An 18201-nucleotide genomic window follows, 5' to 3' on the forward strand; every position below is an offset into this window, starting at 1 on the left:
TTGATTGAGGCCCGCTGTAAATAAGCGAGTCATATTTTTCTAATGCTTTAAGGTGTTCATTTCATCCATATTAACGGTTTTTCGATTACGGTAAAGGGCAATTAAAATCGCCAACCCAACGGCTGCCTCCGCTGCTGCCACAGCGATCGAAAATAATGCAAACACTTGACCCGTAATCCCTGGGTTCGCTCCGTACTTACTAAAGGCAACCAGATTTATATTGACTGCGTTTAGCATCAATTCAATGGAAATTAATACAATCACTGTATTTCGCTTCGTTAATGCACCGTACAATCCGATACAAAATAGAATTAACGCAAGCGTGAGGTAGGCTGAAACGGGAACTGAGCTCATTCCTTATCCGCCTCCTTTTCATCATCTTTTTTCGCTAACACAATCGATCCGATCAAAGCAACTAATAAGATGACAGATGTGATTTCAAATGGAATCACATACTTTGAGTAAAGCGCCACCCCAATTTGCTCGGTATTATTTTCATGAAGCGTGTTTGGTCCAGAAGCCAAATCTAGGTCATACACCCCGATATACATCACAACCGCAAATCCGAGGACACCGATGAATAGGAGAGTCTTTCGAATCCAACCTTCCTCTGGTTCGCTCGTATCATTATGACGGGTAAGCATAATCCCAAATAGCATAATGATGGTAATGGCGCCTGAGTAGATTAGTATTTGAACCGTTGCGACAAATTCAGCAGAGAGCATCACGTAAATTCCCGCAATGCTCACAAAGGTGAACACAAGAGCTACGATCATATGAACAACCTTCGTCAAATTCAACAACAGAACGCCGCCAATGACCGCAACGAGCGCTAGTGACATAAATGCGATTAATTCACCCGTAACTGTCATGCTTTATTCACCTTCCGAATATTTTCATCGTTCTCATCTAACCATTCTAAGTTTTTAAAAAGCTCATCCCGGCTATATTCCGCAAGCTCAAAATTATTTGTCATAATGATGGCCTCTGTCGGACATACCTCCGTACAAAGATCACATAGGATACAGATTTCAAAGTTGATATCATACGTATCAATGATTTTTCCTTTTTTCGTAGGGTCAGGGTGTTTTTTCCCGGTCAATTGAATGCAATCGGTTGGACAAATGGCTGCACACTGATTACAGACGATACATTTTTCGGGGTAAAACTTCTGTATCCCACGGAACCGGTCCGGAAGTGGCAGCGGCTCATTTGGATAATCGTAGGTTACTTTTTCTCTTGCTAGGTTCTTGAGTGTATAGGCTAACCCTTTTGCTAATCCAAGCACGTTGACTCACCCTCTCTAGTAAGTAGGCTTATTGTTAAACTGGGGTGTTGATTTCCGCTCCGGGCGCTTGCTTTCCTGGGGACGTCCGCCGAGCCTCCTCGTCGCTTTCGCTCCTGCGGGGTCTCGCCTGTGACGCTGATCCCCAAGGAGTCAAGCGCCCTCCGCTCCAATCAACACGGTGTATCACAACAGAGTTTCTGTCTTAAAAAAGCTTTAGTAATTCTTTAACCAATGCTGTTAAGAAAATGTTCGCCAAGGCTACTGGTAATAGTATCTTCCATCCGAATTCCATTAGTTGGTCTGCTCTTAGGCGTGGGAAGGTGACTCGGATCCAGACTAGGAAGAAGATGACGACGCTGAATTTTAGGGCGAACCATACGGCTCCTGGGATGAATCCTAAGAAGTCGAATGGTGGTAGCCATCCTCCTAGAAAAAGTACGGTTGTTAGTGATGCCATTGCGAATAGGTACACATATTCAGCGAGCATGAAGAATGCCCATCGGAAGCCTGAGTACTCCACGTGGAATCCGGCTACTAGTTCGGATTCCGCTTCTGGCAAGTCAAACGGTGTACGGTTTAACTCTGCAACGGATGCGATGATAAACACAAGAAACGCAATCGGTTGCCAAATAATGAACCAGCCTTGCTCATCTTGAGCGGCGACGATATCGTTCAAATTCAGGCTGCCTGCAAAAAGGATGACTCCAATTACCGACATCACAAGTGGGATTTCGTAGGAAATCATTTGGGCTGCTGCACGCATCCCACCAAGTAGTGCGTACTTATTATTTGATGCCCATCCACCTGTTACCACTCCCACAGTTGTTAATCCTGAAATGGCGATATAGTACAATAATCCAACACCAATATCAGCAAACTGAAGGTGATCGGTTAACGGAATCGTTGCTAGCACCATAAATGCCGGTGCAAACGCGATGACAGGTGCAAAGATAAAGAGCGGGCGGTCTGCTAGCTTCGGTATCGTATCTTCTTTTAATAGGAGCTTTAATACGTCAGCTACCGTTTGTAAAAGCCCCCAGCGGCCTCCAACCTGATTCGGTCCGTGACGAAGCTGCATGAAACCCATGACTTTTCTTTCTGCTAAAATCGCATACGTAACAAATCCTAAAACCACTAACAATAGAACCGTTGCTAGTAAAAAGAAAATCCCAAAGTTTAAGAGTCCTGGTTGTGATTGCAGCAGTTCCTCTACCATTAGCCATCAACCTCCCCTAGGACAATATCAATTGCACCTAAAATCGCGATTAAGTTTGCTATATTTTCTCCCTCCAATAGCTTCGGAAGGATTTGCAAATTGTAAAAAGAAGGTCTTCTAAACTTCAAGCGGTACGGCTCTTTTTTTCCATCACTCGCGATGTAACATCCAATTTCTCCACGAGGTGACTCGATACGAACGTACGCCTCGCCCTTTGGTGCTTTAATAATCTTCGGAACTTTAGCGAGGATTTCCCCTTCTTTCGGGAATTGCTCGACTGCTTGTTCTAAGATTTTCAAAGATTCCTCAAGCTCCGCTAGACGAACATGGTATCTTGCCCAAGCGTCTCCACCCTCTTGAACAGGAACATCAAAGTCAAATCGGTCATAAATTGAATACGGCTCATCTTTACGAAGATCCCATTTGACTCCCGTACATCTTAGGTTTGCTCCACTTAATGAGTAGTTAATTGCATCCTCTTTCGTGTAGCGACCCACACCCTTCACTCGGTTCATGAAAATTTCATTCCCCGTCACGAGGTCATGATAGCCTTTCAGCTGTTCACGCATGTATGGGATAAACTCGCCCACTTTTTCAATCCAGCCCTCAGGTGCATCCCACTTCACGCCTCCTACCCGCATGTAGTTAAACGTAAGACGCGCACCGGACAACTCGTTTAACATATTAATAATCATTTCACGCTCACGGAAAGCGTATAGAAACGGACTGACCGCCCCGATATCTAATAAGTATGTACCCCACCAAACGAGATGACTAGCAACACGACCCAGTTCCATCGCGATGACGCGGAGGTATTCCGCTCGATCTGGAATCTTTAAATCCATCATCGTTTCAACTGCATGACAGAGCACATAGTTGTTTGTCATTGCTGCTAAATAATCGAGTCTGTCTGTGTAAGGAATGATTTGAGTGTATTGTAAATTCTCAGCTAATTTTTCCGTTCCGCGGTGTAAATACCCAATAACCGGGTTTGCTTCCTTGATGATTTCTCCATCAATTTTCAACACCAGTCGGAACACACCATGCGTACTTGGATGCTGAGGACCTACGTTTAAAAGCATTTCTTCCGTTCGAAGCACTCGTTACACCTCCACATCGTATGGTTCATAGTCTTTGCGTAGAGGGTGACCAATCCAATCATCACCAAGCATAATTCGGTATAACTTCGGATGATTTTTAAACTGAATTCCCAGTAAGTCATATGCTTCACACTCCGGCCAGTTGGCGCCTGCCCAAAGCTTCGAAACCGACTCTACCTCAGGTTTCTCGCGATCAATCTTCACCTTTAACGCAACGGATTGCCTGTTATTATATGAGTAAAGATGAGCATACACTTCCATGTGCGTCTCAAAATCTCCCCCATGAAACTCTGATAAATAATTAAAGCCAAGCTGCTCATTGTAGCGAAGGAACTCGGCAATTCTATAATAGTTTTCCGGCTTTGCCACCAAAGTTGGCACGTCCTTTGACAGATTATTAATATAGAAGTCTTCCAATACATCCTTGCCCAGATGCTCTTCAATGACCTTCACGTATTTATCCAAATACGGTTGGTTTGGTGAAGGGACCAGTCCTTCTGGAGCCTCTTCTTCCGCAGGCTTTGCTTTGGCTCTTGCAGCGGCTGCAGCTGCAGCTTTGGCTTTTGCGGCAGCAATCGCCTTCGCTTTTTCATCATCTCCAGCGGTTCCGCCTTGTGCGGCAGCTTTCGCTTTGGCTGCCGCGGCAGCTTTTGCCTTTGCGGCGGCGATCGCTTTTGCCTTTTCGTCGTCTCCCGCTGGTGCTTCTTCTGCAGCGCCCTGCTGTTTTGCTAGTGCAGCGGCCTTTGCTTTGGCTGCTGCTGCGGCTTTTACTTTCGCAGCGGCGACTGCTTTTTGTTTAGCTAAATCTGTGTCATCAGAGCTAGAAGGTGATTCTTCGGCTTGCTCTTTTTCCTTCATTTTCGCTAATGCGGCTGCTTTGGCCTTTGCAGCGGCGGCAGCCTTTGCTTTGGCTTTTTCCGCAGCTTCCTTCTTTAACTGTTCCAAGTTCTTTTCCCCACTCATGGATTAGATCACCCTCTTCCCAGTCTTAGCCTCATAGCGAATTTTTTCCTTCAATTTATTAATTCCGTAAATAAGTGCTGCTGGGTTAGGAGGGCAGCCTGGAATATACACATCGACAGGTACGATTTGATCCACACCCTTCACGACTGCATATGACTTTACATATGGTCCACCCGCTGTAGCACATGAGCCCATCGCAATTACCCACTTAGGCTCAGGCATTTGATCATATAGTCGACGGACAATTGGCGCCATTTTCTTCGTAACCGTACCCGACACAATCATGACATCTGACTGACGTGGAGACGTACGAAAAAACGATCCGAATCGGTCAAGGTCATAGTGTGAAGAACCTACGCCCATCATTTCGATCGCACAACAAGCAAGCCCGAATGTCATTGGCCACAATGAATTGCTTCGTGCCCATGCTTTAATTTGTTCTAGCGTGGTTAAAAATACATTTCTCTTTAACTCTTCTAATTCTTCTGGTGAGATGTTTTCCAATTTTAAGTCCATTTTAACACCTTCTTCTTCCAAGCGTAGACAAGTCCTACAAGCAGCATTAATACGAAAATAAGCATTTCAATCAATGCAAAGATACCGAGTTTCTCATAAGCTACTGCCCATGGGTAAAGAAACACGGTTTCTACATCAAAGATTACAAACATTAGAGCAAAAATATAATAGCGGACATTGAACTGCACTCTTGAATCGTGAAATGGTTCAATTCCGCTTTCGTATGTGGTGTACTTCGCATCATAAGGCTTATACGGACGCAATAGTTTCCCCAGAAACAGCGCAACCACAGGTAATAAAACACCTAGACATAGAAAAACAAAGACAATCAGATAGTTATTCTGATATACATTTAAAAGCTCCATGTCCATCCCCTCCAATGTCTTATAATTTTCTAAACATTTAAATATGTAACCGAATTCATTATAACACTGTTACAAATTTGTGTCGACAAGCCAAAGACTTTTATTGGAATTTCTGAAAAAATGTTTCTTGTCCCTCGAGGATATAGTATGTGAAATAATAATCTTTATTCTATTAAATGGTAAAAAGCGGTGTTTGTCTGTGAGAATAGTCAATGAAATATGAAAATATTATTATTTTTGGTGGATTAGTAGATCAAGGAGGTGTGCTTGGTTGTCTTTGTTTGATTCAGTTACCATGCGAGCTTTTTTTCCAGCTCTACGGGCACTAAAGCCTAACTTTGATTACCGTCACACTGCTTTTCCCTCGCTCACGGGAACCTAACACCCACTCTGGTTACCGTCACACAGTTTTTTCCTCGCTCACGGGAACCTAACCTCCACTTTGGTTACCGCAACACTGCTTTTTCCTCACTCACGGGAACCTAACTACCACTTTGATTACCATCACACAGTTTTTTCCTCGCTCACAGGAACCTAACTACCACTTTGGTTACCGCCACACAGCTCTCCTCTCTCTCACGGGAACCTAACACCCTCTTTTTCCCCGTTCCACCAAAATATAAACATAAAAAAACCCCTCCGACGATCTGACTAAGAGTCGCCAAAGGGGGTTGGTTGATTGATTGTTTTATCGCTTCTCTGAAACAGAGATACGGTTGATGGCACGTTGCAATGCCATTTCGGCACGCTTGAAGTCTACGTGTGAACGTTGCTGCTCGCGCAGGCGTTCTTCAGCACGCTCTTTTGCACGTAGTGCGCGTTCGACGTCGATGCTATCAGATACTTCTGCAGATTGAGCCAAGATGGATACTTGGTCAGGACGAACTTCTAAAAGACCGCCACTTACTGCTACGTATTCTGTTTTGCCGCCGTTTTTCAAACGAACAGATCCAATTTGTAACGGTGCGACCATTGGAATATGTCCTGGTAAAATACCTAACTCACCACTTTGAGCTTTGGTGCTTACCATTTCCACATCTGATTCATACACCGGGCCATCGGGAGTAACAACACTGACTTTAATCGTCTTCATTTTTTACCCTCCTGGTCCTAATTTAGACCTCTACGCCCATTTTCTTTGCAGATTCGATTACTTCTTCAATTCTACCTACAAGACGGAATGCATCTTCTGGAAGATGGTCATACTTACCTTCTAGGATTTCCTTGAAGCCTTTCACCGTTTCTTTAACAGGAACATATGAACCTGGTTGTCCCGTGAACTGTTCTGCCACGTGGAAGTTTTGTGATAAGAAGAACTGGATACGACGCGCACGACCTACGATAAGCTTATCTTCGTCAGATAGCTCATCCATACCTAAGATTGCGATGATATCTTGTAGTTCTTTATAACGTTGTAATGTTGACTGAACTTGACGAGCTACTGAGTAGTGCTCTTCTCCAACGATTTCTGGTGACAATGCACGAGAAGTTGAAGCAAGTGGATCCACCGCTGGGTAGATACCCATCTCAGAAAGCTTACGCTCAAGGTTAGTTGTTGCATCTAAGTGAGCGAATGTTGTAGCTGGAGCCGGATCCGTATAGTCATCGGCAGGTACATAAATTGCTTGGATAGATGTAACAGAACCTACGTTAGTAGATGTGATACGTTCTTGCAGTCGACCCATTTCCGTAGCAAGAGTTGGTTGGTAACCTACCGCTGAAGGCATACGGCCTAAAAGGGCAGAAACCTCAGAACCTGCTTGTGTGAAACGGAAGATGTTATCCATGAAGAAAAGAACGTCTTGTCCTTGATCATCACGGAAGAATTCAGCCATTGTCAGACCCGTTAGAGCAACACGCATACGTGCCCCAGGCGGCTCGTTCATTTGTCCGAATACCATCGCTGTTTTCTTAATAACTCCAGAGTCAGTCATTTCGTGGTAAAGGTCATTACCTTCACGTGTACGCTCACCAACACCTGCGAATACGGAGATACCACCGTGCTCTTGAGCGATGTTGTTGATTAGCTCCTGGATAAGAACTGTTTTACCTACACCGGCACCACCGAATAGACCGATTTTTCCACCTTTAATATATGGAGCAAGTAAGTCTACTACTTTGATACCAGTTTCAAGAATTTCTACTTGTGTAGAAAGTTGCTCGAATTTTGGTGCTTCTCTATGAATAGAGTCACGACGAGCACTTGCAGGAATATCCTCGTTTAAGTCGATTGCCTCACCAAGTACGTTAAATACACGTCCAAGTGTTACATCACCAACTGGTACAGAGATAGCAGCACCAGTGTCTTCTACTTCGATTCCACGAGTTAATCCGTCAGTAGAAGCCATTGCGATGGTACGAACTGTATCGTCACCTAAGTGAAGGGCAACTTCAAGGGTTAAGTTGATATCAACTTCAGATTCGCTCTGCGCGTTGTTTACAATTTTAAGTGCATTATAGATCTGTGGTAGATGACCGCTTTCGAACTTTACGTCAACAACCGGACCCATAACTTGAAGAACGCGTCCTTTAGTCATTGTGTTCCCTCCTAATAGAAATGCGTAAGCGCCTCGATCAGCCCCGACAAGCACAAGGCGAGCCTTGCAGGAGGTCCTGACCTCCGGAGAGGATTGACTTGTGACCTCGAGGGGCTAGGCGCTGAAGCTAGACAGCTCTAACTTCATTGAATTTTTATTAAATGTTTTATGGAGCGCTATTCTAACGCCGCTGCTCCACCAACAATCTCAGTAATCTCTTGTGTAATTGCCGCTTGTCGTGCACGGTTGTAGACAAGGCTTAGGTTGCTGATTAGCTCGTTTGCGTTGTCTGTTGCATTTTTCATAGCCGTCATCCTTGCAGCATGCTCACTTGCTTTACTGTCAAGAAGGGCGCCATAAATTAGGCTTTCCGCGTACTGTGGCAATAGGACATCAAGAATTTCCTCCGCAGATGGTTCAAACTCGTAAGATGTAAGTTTCCCTTCTGATTGAATATCAGTTAGAGGAAGAAGCTTCTTCTCCGTTACATCCAGTTGAATCGCACTTACGTAGTGGGTGTAATATAGGAATAACTCATCAAACGTCTCATCAGCAAACATACCAACGGTTTTTGATGCGATGTCTTTTATTTCAGCGAAGCTTGGTTGATCTGGAACTCCAATGATGTCCAGAATAACCGGCATATTGCGTTTCTTAAAAAAGTCACGGGCAACACGTCCGATTGCGATAATCGCAAACTCATCGTTTGATTGGTGACGGCTTTTAATTGTATTAAATAGCTGCCTTAGCACGTTACTGTTGTATGCACCCGCTAGACCACGGTCAGAAGAAATGACTACATACCCAGTCTTTTTTACCGGACGGCTTGTAAGCAATGGGTTTTGCACGTCCTTACTTCCTTGTGCGATCGAAGCAGTAACCTCTTGAATCTTCGTCATGTAAGGAACGAAAGACTTCGCGTTCATTTCTGCACGATTCATCTTTGCAGCAGATACCATTTGCATGGCTTTTGTAATTTGGCTCGTCTTCTTCGTCGAAGTAATACGAGATTTTATATCGCGTAATGATGCCACAGATTCTCACCACCTTGTTTTCAAAGTGAAACACTTGGGAAAGAGGAAGAACCGGTCTTCCTCTTCCCATTTATCAATTACTCACTAACAGCAAACGTCTTTTTGAAGTCGTTGATTGCTGATACTAATACATCGTCAGCTGGAAGGTCTTTTGTTGTTACGATTTGGTCAAGCACTTCCTTGCGGTTGTGGTCTAACCAACTTAAGAACTCACCTTCGAAACGCTGGATATCCGTTACTGGAATATCATCTAAATGGCCTCTAGTTAATGCGTAAAGAATCATAACTTGCTTCTCTACTTTTAACGGCTTGTTTAGATCTTGCTTTAGAACTTCAACTGTACGAGCTCCACGGTTAAGCTTTGCTTGTGTTGCTTTATCTAAGTCAGATCCGAACTGAGCAAATGCTTCTAGCTCACGGTATGAAGCAAGGTCAAGACGCAGTGTACCTGCAACCTTTTTCATCGCTTTAATTTGGGCAGAGCCCCCTACACGTGATACAGAAAGACCTGCGTTGATCGCTGGACGTACACCAGAGAAGAATAGGTCAGATTGTAAGAAGATTTGTCCGTCCGTAATCGAAATTACGTTTGTTGGAATATAAGCAGATACGTCACCTGCTTGAGTTTCGATGAATGGAAGAGCTGTGATTGAACCAGCACCCTTTGCATCGCTAAGCTTTGCAGCACGCTCTAATAGACGGCTGTGTAAGTAGAATACATCCCCTGGATATGCTTCACGACCTGGAGGACGACGTAGTAATAGTGATAATTCACGGTAAGCCGCAGCTTGCTTAGAAAGATCATCGTATACTACTAGTACGTGCTTGCCATTGTACATGAACTCTTCACCCATTGTTACACCAGCATAAGGAGCTAAGTATAATAATGGAGCTGGTTGAGATGCAGACGCTGTTACAACGATTGTGTACTCTAATGCACCCATTTTACGAAGGGTTTCAACTGCGTTACGAACCGTTGATTCCTTTTGTCCGATGGCTACATAGATACATACCATGTTTTGATCCTTTTGGTTAAGGATGGTATCGATTGCAACAGATGTTTTACCTGTTTGACGGTCTCCGATGATTAACTCACGTTGACCACGACCAATTGGCACAAGTGCGTCAATCGCTTTAATACCCGTTTGAAGTGGCTCGTGTACAGATTTACGATCCATAACACCAGGTGCTCCAGCTTCAATTGGACGAGATTTTGTTGTTTGAATTGGACCCATTCCGTCAACCGGTTGTCCAAGAGGGTTTACCACGCGGCCAATTAGCTCTTCACCAACTGGAACCTCCATGATGCGTCCAGTACGACGAACCTCGTCACCTTCACGAATATCAGTGAAAGGTCCAAGGATGATAATACCAACGTTATTTTCTTCTAGGTTTTGCGCCATACCCATAACGCCATTCGAAAATTCAACAAGCTCCCCTGACATAACATTGTCAAGACCATGAGCACGAGCGATACCGTCACCAATTTGGATAACCGTACCTACATCACTCACTTGAATTTCCGACTGATAGTTTTCGATTTGCTGTTTTATCAGCGCACTAATTTCTTCAGCATTGATGCTCATGAGTTTCACCCCTATCTACGAATCTTAGCCTAATAATTGACGTTCCAAGCGCTCTAGCTTTCCGCGCAAGCTACCGTCGAAAATTCGGTTTCCGATTCGAAGCTTGATGCCGCCGAGCAGATTGGTATCAACAATATTTTCAATACGGAGAGATTGCTTGCCAACTTTTGCAGCGAACGTAGCAGATAATGCTTGTTGCTCAGCTTCTGTTAGTGGACGAGTAGAATATACTTTCGCCTCAGCAATTCCTCTTTCATCATTTGCAAATTCAATAAAATAATCAGCTACTGCTTCAATGTAGTCTTCACGATGACGATCAATTAGGATCATTAACGTATTTAGAACGTACATGCTAGCACCAGAGAATGCCTGTTTAATAATCTCTTTTTTCTTCTCATTCGTAAGCTTAGGAGACTTTAAAACCACACCTAGGTCGCCGTTATTTTTTACTACATTTTTAACTACACGCATTTCATTTTCCATTTGGTCAAGAAGTTGATGCTCTTTTGCTAGTCGAAAAAGAGCTAACGCATAGCGCTTCGCTACAGTCGAGTTGCTCATCGCCCTTCTCCTGCCTCTTGGATATATTCATTGATTAGCTTCTCTTGATCTGCTGCTGATAGTTCTTTTTCAATCACTTTAGAAGCAATAAGTACAGATAATGAAGCTACTTGTTCACGAATAGCAGCAACTGCTTGCTCTTTTTGCTGTTCGATTTCAAGCTTAGCAGATTCTTTCAGACGGTCTGCTTCCGCACGCGCTAACGCAATAATTTCTTCACGCTGGACATCGCCTTGCTTTTTCGCATTTTCAATTAATCCTTGAGCTTCTGTACGAGCTTCTTTTAAAAGCGTACGTTGCTCTTCTAGTAATTGCTTTGCTTCACCGCGGCTTTGTTCAGCAGCATTAATTTCTCCAGCAATATGCTCTTCACGTTGTTTCATGATGCCCATTAACGGACCCCATGCAAACTTCTTAAGTAATGCTAACAAGATGATGAAAGTTACTAATTGGAATAGGATATCTCCACTATTAAACCCACCACCAGCTGCACCTAATACTAGACTGCTTGTTAACACCCTTGCTCACTCCCTTCAAGAGTCGTACACTTACAATTTATAACGTTTCAATTGTTAATAGATGAACATAAAGGAATGGCGAAGCTGCACGTAATATGTTCTTCGCCATTGTTTTGTTAAAAAACCGTATATTAGCCGCCGATAACCATGAACGCGATAACTACGCCGATGATCGGAACCGCTTCTACTAACGCTACCCCGATGAACATAGTTGTTTGAAGCATACCACGAGCTTCTGGTTGACGAGCGATACCCTCAACTGTTTTAGATACGATAAGACCGTTACCAATACCTGCACCTAGTGCGGCTAAACCGATTGCGATTGCTGCTGCTAAAAGACCCATTATAAAGTTCCTCCTTAAAATGTATAAACATGATTTTGTTATTTTTTGTTCATTAAATGAACGGGTATATATTAATGGTCATGACTCACTTTGTGTGCCAAGTAAACCATTGTTAACATGGTGAAGATAAACGCCTGAATCGCGCCGACAAAGATTGAGAACCCTTGCCAAGCAAGCATTGGAATGATCGCAGCGAGATGGCCGCCGACTCCAGTTGCTAGACTTCCTGCTAGTAACGTTAGAAGGATTTCCCCTGCATAAATGTTACCGTAAAGACGAAGCCCGAGTGTTAAGGTGTTTGCAAATTCTTCAATAAGTTTCAGCGGGAACAAGAACCACATTGGTCGAACAAAATCGCGACCGTATTCTTTTACTCCCTTCAGCTTTACACCATAATAGTGAGAAAGCCCAACGACCATCGTTGCTAAAGTCAGTGTGATCACTGGATCAGCTGTTGGTGATTTCCACCAAAGTGTATGGTCATACGTAATTCCAAATGGAAGTCCAAGCATATTACATACGAATATATACATAATCAATGTAATACCTAGAATGTGGAATCTTCCACCGTCTTTCCAATCCATCGTACTATTAATGATTCCTTTGACGAAATCCATTACCCATTCGAAGAAGTTTTGCATCCCCGTTGGTTTCATAGCCAATGAGCGAGTGGAAAGCACTGCGATGATAAAGACAATCGCACTAGCAATTGTTATCATCAATACATTTGATAAGTTAAAGGTTAGGCCCATAAAGTCATGTAAAGGAGCTTCATGATGCACAGTATTCACCTCTCTTCCCCGCTATTTATGTGAATGAAATGCTTGAAGAAAAAAATCTATCATAATAACCACATATGAGGTCATTAATCCAATAATTACGCTATAAAAATGGAGCTTGTCAGGATATTCAAGAGCGATCATCACCGCTAAAACAGCCGTAGCCATTCTTGAAAACATGCCGAGGGAACGGACCTTTTCGCCTTTTGCTATTGCATCGCCGAATTTAATAGTCCTTCTGGCCAATAACCACAAATTAAAAAGGCTTAAGCTCGTACCTAAAATAAGCCCTAAAAAAATAGTTTGATATGAGGTAAATCCCCACCCTAGCACGTATAAAGCTAGTAAGAAGAATATGTACTTTCGTTGCCGGATGTAGATCGATTGTATTTCGGGCATCACTTATTATCTCCTGAAAAGAAATGTTGAATTAGTCTGATCATGGCATATACGCCAGCTGCTAATCCGAGGAGTAGTCCGATGATTAAAAAAAGCGGCTCGGTGTCGAGTGTACGATCAAGCCATCTTCCGGCAAAAATGCCTATTAATACGGAGCCTACCAACTGCGAAAGAATCCCCGACATTAACGCCATTGCTTGATATGGACGACGGTTTTTTTGATTCATTTCAGGCACGTCCTTTTAAAGAGACTGGTAGATAGAAGATTGTTTTTCGCAATGGATTTTTCGGGGTTAGGAAAACTATATTTATACAGTACCCATGTTGAAAACCCTATCATTAATACCCTTTGTAAGCATACAATAGGCACTTGTCAATGTCAATTAGTTTGGAGTGAAAAAGTTCACAATTCAAACAATGGAAATTCTTGTTCACATTATGTTCAAAAAGTTTTTTATTTTCCTATTGCAAATGGAGGGAGCGTTGTTCTCTCTCCCTCTTTTCCTTACCGTTCTTTCACTTTCGAGACAGCAATCCCTGTTTCAACCATATCTTCTTTACCAGCTTTTTTCGCAAAAACCTTCGCTAAGTATAATCCATTTTCTGGTAACCACTCAACTGGAATGTCCATCTTTAGCATTCCTCTTGCGACATTCCGTTTCCAATCTAAAAATTTAACGAACCGATATGTGTCTGGATCAAAAAGAGCAATTCCAAATTCATCTGCTCCACCCGGTAAATACACTTCGTAATGATACACCCCATGTTTATCTCCAGGACCAAATTCAAACCCCATAATACGTGGGTAATCCGGTTCCTCTAAAACATACAGATAGGGTACACTTACTTTTTGGGATCCTGCCATGATGGTCAAATGGCCTTCATGTATTTTTTTATTTAGTTCACTTGGATCCACACTCATCGTTACTTCCACCGTTTTTTCTTTTCCCGCATCTACAGAAAAAGCAAGAGGCAGCTCAAACTGTATTCCGTCCCTTTGATGAGGAACTTCAAAACGATAGGTCATACGACGGTCGCTTACATTTTTAAATGTCAGCTGCTGGGTATGCTCATGCTGCCTTTCTACTAACTTAAATTTCCCAAATTGCAGGGAAGCAGGCTTTACGAGCGTACTTGTTTGGATCGCTTCAGGAATTCTTATTCTTCCAGCACCTTGCTCATATGTTTTATAAGGGACTTTTTTTCCATCAACGATCGGAATAGCCGTATTCATAAGCGCCGCCTTGATCTCTTCCGGTCCCCAATCTGGATGAGCTTGCTTGATTAGAGCTGCCGCTCCAGCCACATGCGGAGCGGCCATACTTGTTCCTTGAAGAGCTAAGTACCCCCCTGGTATCGTGCTCGTTATCGCTACTCCCGGAGCGACCACATCCGGCTTAATTTCCCACGTGGAGGTAACAGGTCCTCTCGAACTAAAACTAGCAAGCAAATCCTTTTCTTCTATTATATTTGTTGTTGCAAGGATTTTTTGGCTAGCCATTGATTTAACGATGCCTAAACCAAGTTCTCTAGACATGGTGGCAACCGGAATATCAATCGGACGATCGAGATTTCCAGCAAACTCACCATTCATATTATTAAAAATAATCACAGCGACGGCACCAGCTTCCTGTGCATACCATGCTTTTTCCGAAAAGGTTAGTTCCCCTCTTTGAATAAGAGCTATTTTTCCAGCAACATTGGCGAGATCTTCTTTTTTCCCAAGCTTTCCGTATGCCAGTTCATACGACCGATCAAGCTTCCAATCCATAGAGCCCTGCATCGGTTCGAGCCTTAAGGTTTCTTTCCTTCCATCGATCTTGAGATAAGGAACCTTCAAAACGGGTGTGGATGCACCAACTGATATGGCTTTTGATGCCGTACCAGGAGAACCAACCGTCCACATATTCGGTCCCGAGTTTCCAGAAGAAGTAACCGCTGTGATCCCGTTCTCCACCGCTTTATTTAACGCGAGCGATATGGGTAAATCCGGACCATTCACATTGTTCCCTAGTGAAAGATTCAAAATATCTACTTTATCTTTGATTGCCTTGTCTATTGCAGCAAGCACTTGTTCCGTTGTTCCTGATCCACCCGGTCCAAGCGCACGATAGGCAATAATCTTTGCGTCAGGTGCGACTCCTTGGATCTTTCCATTTGCCGCAATAATGCCGGCCACATGCGTCCCATGTAAGGTACTTTGGCCGTACATACCCTTCGTTTCCATCGGATCATCATCAATATCGACGAGATCATAGCCCCTTTTATAGCTTCGTCTTAAGTCAGGATGATGGTAATCAATCCCTGTATCAATAACCCCGACGGTAATCCCCTTTCCGGTAAGCCGTTCGTCTTTCGGATCAAAGTATCCTCGCACTTCCTCTGTACCAATGATTTCTATATTCGATTCTGACTGCACGCTGTAGGTTGTCACTGGAGAAACTGACTCGACTTTGGACGTTTGTGCGAGCTTATCAAGAGATCCCTTCGTCCCTTTAACCGAAAAGCCATTCAGAGCCTCGGTGAAAATATGACGGAGCTCAAGGTCAGGGTATGGTTCGATGAGTTGTTTGATTTGCTCTTCTGTCGCAAGTGTTGGTAGTGTCACGATCGCGACTTTTTCCGTTGTGAGGGGTTCTTCTGGGATGGGTGGATGAATGAGTGTTTTAGCTGATAAAGCGGGAGTGCAAACAAATGAGAATAACAAGGCTGTTAAAAAAATGATTCTACGTTTCACGCTTGTCTAGCACCTCCGAAGTTTTTTACTATGTTTTGCCACTCGGTGGTGAGTTATGCGTATGTGGTGTGGGAGGTTTAAGTTTTGCATATAAAAAGCTAACCGCCCAAACGGTTAGCTTCATCTCTTACTTCGTTCCAAACAAACGGTCTCCAGCGTCACCTAGTCCAGGGACGATGTATCCGTGGTCGTTTAATTTTTCGTCTAGTGCTGCGATATAGATATCTACATCCGAGTGCGCTTCTTTAAGAGCGTCCACGCCTTCTGGTGCTGCGATTAGGCACATGAATTTAATATTCTTCGCGCCACGCTTTTTCAATGAGTGGATCGCTTCAATCGCTGAACCACCTGTTGCAAGCATTGGGTCAACTACGATGAAGTCGCGCTCTTCTACGTCGCTTGGTAACTTAACGTAGTATTCAACTGGCATCAATGTTTCTGGGTCACGATACAGACCGATATGACCAACCTTTGCTGCAGGGATAAGCTTTAAGATTCCATCTACCATTCCAATTCCCGCACGTAAAATAGGCACAATTCCTATTTTCTTCCCAGATAACACATTTGATTTCATTGTGCTTACTGGTGTATCGATTTCGATTTCCTCTAACGGCATGTCACGAGTAATTTCGAACGCCATTAATGTTGCCACTTCGTCTACTAGCTCACGGAAGTCCTTAGTTCCTGTATTTTTTTCGCGGATGTATGTAAGCTTATGCTGAATGAGGGGATGATCAAACACATATACCTTTGCCATCTAGCATCTCTCCTTTTCTAACTCGATTCATAAACACTTCGTCTAATTTTACAGAAAAAACTTCCCGTGGGCAACCTCGAACAGAAATTGGATATTACAATTCTAAGACAAAGTAAAAAGCCAGCCCGAAAAAACATCAGGCTGGCTAACAAAATTAGATTTGTCTTTCAGGATATAAAGTGAAACGGCTAGTAAGTGCAGATACACGCTCTCTTGCTTCTGCTAACTTCGCTTCATCTTCATGGTTTTTCAATGTAAAGCTAATGATGCTTGCGATTTCTTCCATTTCAGCCGCACCGAACCCGCGAGAAGTAACAGCTGCTGTACCGATACGGATACCGCTTGTTACGAATGGGCTTGCTGTTTCAAACGGAATCGTGTTTTTGTTCACTGTGATTCCTACTTCATCAAGTACGTGTTCAGCTACTTTACCCGTTAAGCCTAAAGAACGAACATCGATTAATAGAAGGTGGTTGTCTGTTCCACCAGATACTAGATTGATTCCTTCTTTTTGTAAACTTTCAGCTAAAGTCTTCGCGTTAGAAATAATGTTTGCTGCATATTCTTTGAAGCTGTCTTGAAGGGCTTCACCGAAAGCAACAGCCTTTGCAGCGATAACGTGCATTAATGGACCACCTTGAATTCCAGGGAAGATCGACTTGTCGATTTTCTTACCCCATTCTTCGCTCGTAAGGATCATACCACCACGAGGACCACGTAATGTTTTATGTGTAGTTGTTGTTACGAAATCAGCGTAAGGAACTGGGTTTTGGTGTAATCCAGCTGCTACTAAACCAGCGATATGAGCCATATCGACCATTAAGTAAGCGCCCACTTCATCAGCGATTTCTCTGAACTTTTTAAAATCGATTGCACGAGGGTATGCACTAGCACCAGCAACGATCATTTTCGGCTTATGCTCTAATGCTTTTTCGCGAACGATGTCATAGTTAATCGTTTGTGTTTGCTCGTCCACTCCGTATTCCACGAAGTTGTACTGAACACCACTGAAGTTAACCGGGCTTCCGTGTGTTAAGTGACCACCGTGAGAAAGGTTCATCCCAAGAACTGTGTCACCTTGCTCAAGAGCCGTAAAGTAAACTGCCATATTGGCTTGAGCACCTGAGTGAGGTTGTACGTTAACATGCTCAGCACCGAAGATTGCTTTTGCGCGGTCACGAGCGATGTCTTCTACCACATCAACATGCTCACAGCCACCATAATAACGCTTGCCAGGGTAGCCTTCTGCATACTTGTTTGTTAAAACAGATCCTTGCGCTTCCATTACCGCTTCACTTACAAAGTTTTCTGATGCAATTAGTTCAATCTTTGTTCTTTGACGCCCTAATTCGTCTTGAATAGCTTGTAAAACTTGCGTATCTTGCTGTGCTAAATGCTTCATCCGTAATCCCCCTTATATGTTAAAAACTAATTTATATAGCAGTTTTGAAAATTCCTACTTCATCTTAACACACTCTCAGTATGACAGGCACGAAAAAAA

General features: G+C 43.4%; 20 protein-coding genes and 1 pseudogene. All 21 read right to left on the minus strand.

What is annotated here, in order from left to right; genetic code table 11:
- Positions 1–39: 39 nt before the first annotated feature.
- The 21 genes and pseudogenes from nuoK to glyA all read right to left on the minus strand — a co-directional run bounded on the left by nuoK (position 40) and on the right by glyA (position 18102).
- Positions 40–354 (minus strand): NADH-quinone oxidoreductase subunit NuoK, encoded by a 315-nt coding sequence (gene nuoK / locus MKX65_RS23190; protein WP_160545851.1) that lies wholly within the window; start codon positions 352–354, stop codon positions 40–42.
- Positions 351–872 carry an NADH-quinone oxidoreductase subunit J gene (locus MKX65_RS23195; protein ID WP_340905916.1) on the minus strand — a complete coding sequence of 174 codons (522 nt, stop codon included), beginning with the start codon at positions 870–872 and terminating at the stop codon, positions 351–353. The genes nuoK and MKX65_RS23195 overlap by 4 nt, the downstream gene beginning before the upstream one ends.
- Complete coding sequence (gene nuoI / locus MKX65_RS23200) at positions 869–1288, minus strand: NADH-quinone oxidoreductase subunit NuoI (protein WP_119710242.1); 420 nt, start codon at positions 1286–1288, stop codon at positions 869–871. Before nuoI ends, MKX65_RS23195 begins: the two co-directional genes overlap by 4 nt.
- A gap of 202 nt (positions 1289–1490) precedes the next feature.
- The gene (gene nuoH / locus MKX65_RS23205; RefSeq protein ID WP_340905920.1) at positions 1491–2504 is read right to left on the minus strand and encodes an NADH-quinone oxidoreductase subunit NuoH; all 1014 of its coding nucleotides are present in this window, start codon (positions 2502–2504) and stop codon (positions 1491–1493) included.
- A complete protein-coding gene (locus MKX65_RS23210) occupies positions 2504–3604 on the minus strand; it encodes an NADH-quinone oxidoreductase subunit D (protein WP_340905922.1) in 1101 nt (366 codons plus the stop codon). The genes nuoH and MKX65_RS23210 overlap by 1 nt, the downstream gene beginning before the upstream one ends.
- 3 nt (positions 3605–3607) lie before the next feature.
- A pseudogene (locus MKX65_RS23215) lies at positions 3608–4516 on the minus strand (NADH-quinone oxidoreductase subunit C); the annotation flags it as partial.
- Positions 4517–4570: 54 nt separating this feature from the next.
- A complete protein-coding gene (locus MKX65_RS23220) occupies positions 4571–5083 on the minus strand; it encodes a NuoB/complex I 20 kDa subunit family protein (RefSeq protein ID WP_340905924.1) in 513 nt (170 codons plus the stop codon).
- Positions 5074–5448: an NADH-quinone oxidoreductase subunit A gene (locus tag MKX65_RS23225; protein ID WP_066059966.1), complete on the minus strand. Its 375-nt coding sequence runs from the start codon at positions 5446–5448 to the stop codon at positions 5074–5076. The genes MKX65_RS23220 and MKX65_RS23225 overlap by 10 nt, the downstream gene beginning before the upstream one ends.
- Before the next feature lie 688 nt (positions 5449–6136).
- A complete protein-coding gene (locus MKX65_RS23230; protein ID WP_160545856.1) occupies positions 6137–6541 on the minus strand; it encodes a F0F1 ATP synthase subunit epsilon in 405 nt (134 codons plus the stop codon).
- Positions 6542–6563: 22 nt separating this feature from the next.
- Positions 6564–7985, minus strand: coding sequence for a F0F1 ATP synthase subunit beta (gene atpD / locus MKX65_RS23235; RefSeq protein ID WP_066059969.1), 1422 nt, complete (start codon positions 7983–7985; stop codon positions 6564–6566).
- A 176-nt stretch (positions 7986–8161) separates the two neighbouring features.
- The gene (locus MKX65_RS23240) at positions 8162–9019 is read right to left on the minus strand and encodes a F0F1 ATP synthase subunit gamma (protein ID WP_340905927.1); all 858 of its coding nucleotides are present in this window, start codon (positions 9017–9019) and stop codon (positions 8162–8164) included.
- A gap of 77 nt (positions 9020–9096) precedes the next feature.
- Positions 9097–10605 carry a F0F1 ATP synthase subunit alpha gene (atpA, locus tag MKX65_RS23245; RefSeq protein WP_340905928.1) on the minus strand — a complete coding sequence of 503 codons (1509 nt, stop codon included), beginning with the start codon at positions 10603–10605 and terminating at the stop codon, positions 9097–9099.
- A 24-nt stretch (positions 10606–10629) separates the two neighbouring features.
- Positions 10630–11166: a F0F1 ATP synthase subunit delta gene (locus MKX65_RS23250; RefSeq protein ID WP_340905930.1), complete on the minus strand. Its 537-nt coding sequence runs from the start codon at positions 11164–11166 to the stop codon at positions 10630–10632.
- Positions 11163–11684, minus strand: a complete 522-nt coding sequence (locus MKX65_RS23255) for a F0F1 ATP synthase subunit B (RefSeq protein WP_340905931.1) — start codon at positions 11682–11684, stop codon at positions 11163–11165. The genes MKX65_RS23250 and MKX65_RS23255 overlap by 4 nt, the downstream gene beginning before the upstream one ends.
- Before the next feature lie 131 nt (positions 11685–11815).
- Positions 11816–12028 carry a F0F1 ATP synthase subunit C gene (atpE, locus tag MKX65_RS23260; RefSeq protein ID WP_066059974.1) on the minus strand — a complete coding sequence of 71 codons (213 nt, stop codon included), beginning with the start codon at positions 12026–12028 and terminating at the stop codon, positions 11816–11818.
- Between the two features lie 71 nt (positions 12029–12099).
- A complete protein-coding gene (gene atpB, locus MKX65_RS23265) occupies positions 12100–12810 on the minus strand; it encodes a F0F1 ATP synthase subunit A (protein ID WP_340906372.1) in 711 nt (236 codons plus the stop codon).
- Between the two features lie 21 nt (positions 12811–12831).
- On the minus strand, positions 12832–13206 hold the full coding sequence (locus MKX65_RS23270) for an ATP synthase subunit I (protein ID WP_340905935.1): 375 nt from the start codon (positions 13204–13206) through the stop codon (positions 12832–12834).
- Positions 13206–13433: an AtpZ/AtpI family protein gene (locus MKX65_RS23275; RefSeq protein WP_340905937.1), complete on the minus strand. Its 228-nt coding sequence runs from the start codon at positions 13431–13433 to the stop codon at positions 13206–13208. Before MKX65_RS23275 ends, MKX65_RS23270 begins: the two co-directional genes overlap by 1 nt.
- 278 nt (positions 13434–13711) lie before the next feature.
- Positions 13712–15943 carry a S8 family serine peptidase gene (locus MKX65_RS23280; RefSeq protein WP_340905939.1) on the minus strand — a complete coding sequence of 744 codons (2232 nt, stop codon included), beginning with the start codon at positions 15941–15943 and terminating at the stop codon, positions 13712–13714.
- A 127-nt stretch (positions 15944–16070) separates the two neighbouring features.
- Positions 16071–16700 (minus strand): uracil phosphoribosyltransferase, encoded by a 630-nt coding sequence (upp, locus tag MKX65_RS23285; RefSeq protein ID WP_160545860.1) that lies wholly within the window; start codon positions 16698–16700, stop codon positions 16071–16073.
- A gap of 154 nt (positions 16701–16854) precedes the next feature.
- The gene (gene glyA / locus MKX65_RS23290) at positions 16855–18102 is read right to left on the minus strand and encodes a serine hydroxymethyltransferase (RefSeq protein WP_160545861.1); all 1248 of its coding nucleotides are present in this window, start codon (positions 18100–18102) and stop codon (positions 16855–16857) included.
- Positions 18103–18201: the final 99 nt, after the last annotated feature.

Origin of the sequence: Robertmurraya sp. FSL R5-0851, from assembly GCF_038002965.1 — a bacterium.
GTDB classification, from domain to species: domain Bacteria; phylum Bacillota; class Bacilli; order Bacillales; family Cytobacillaceae; genus Robertmurraya_A; species Robertmurraya_A beringensis.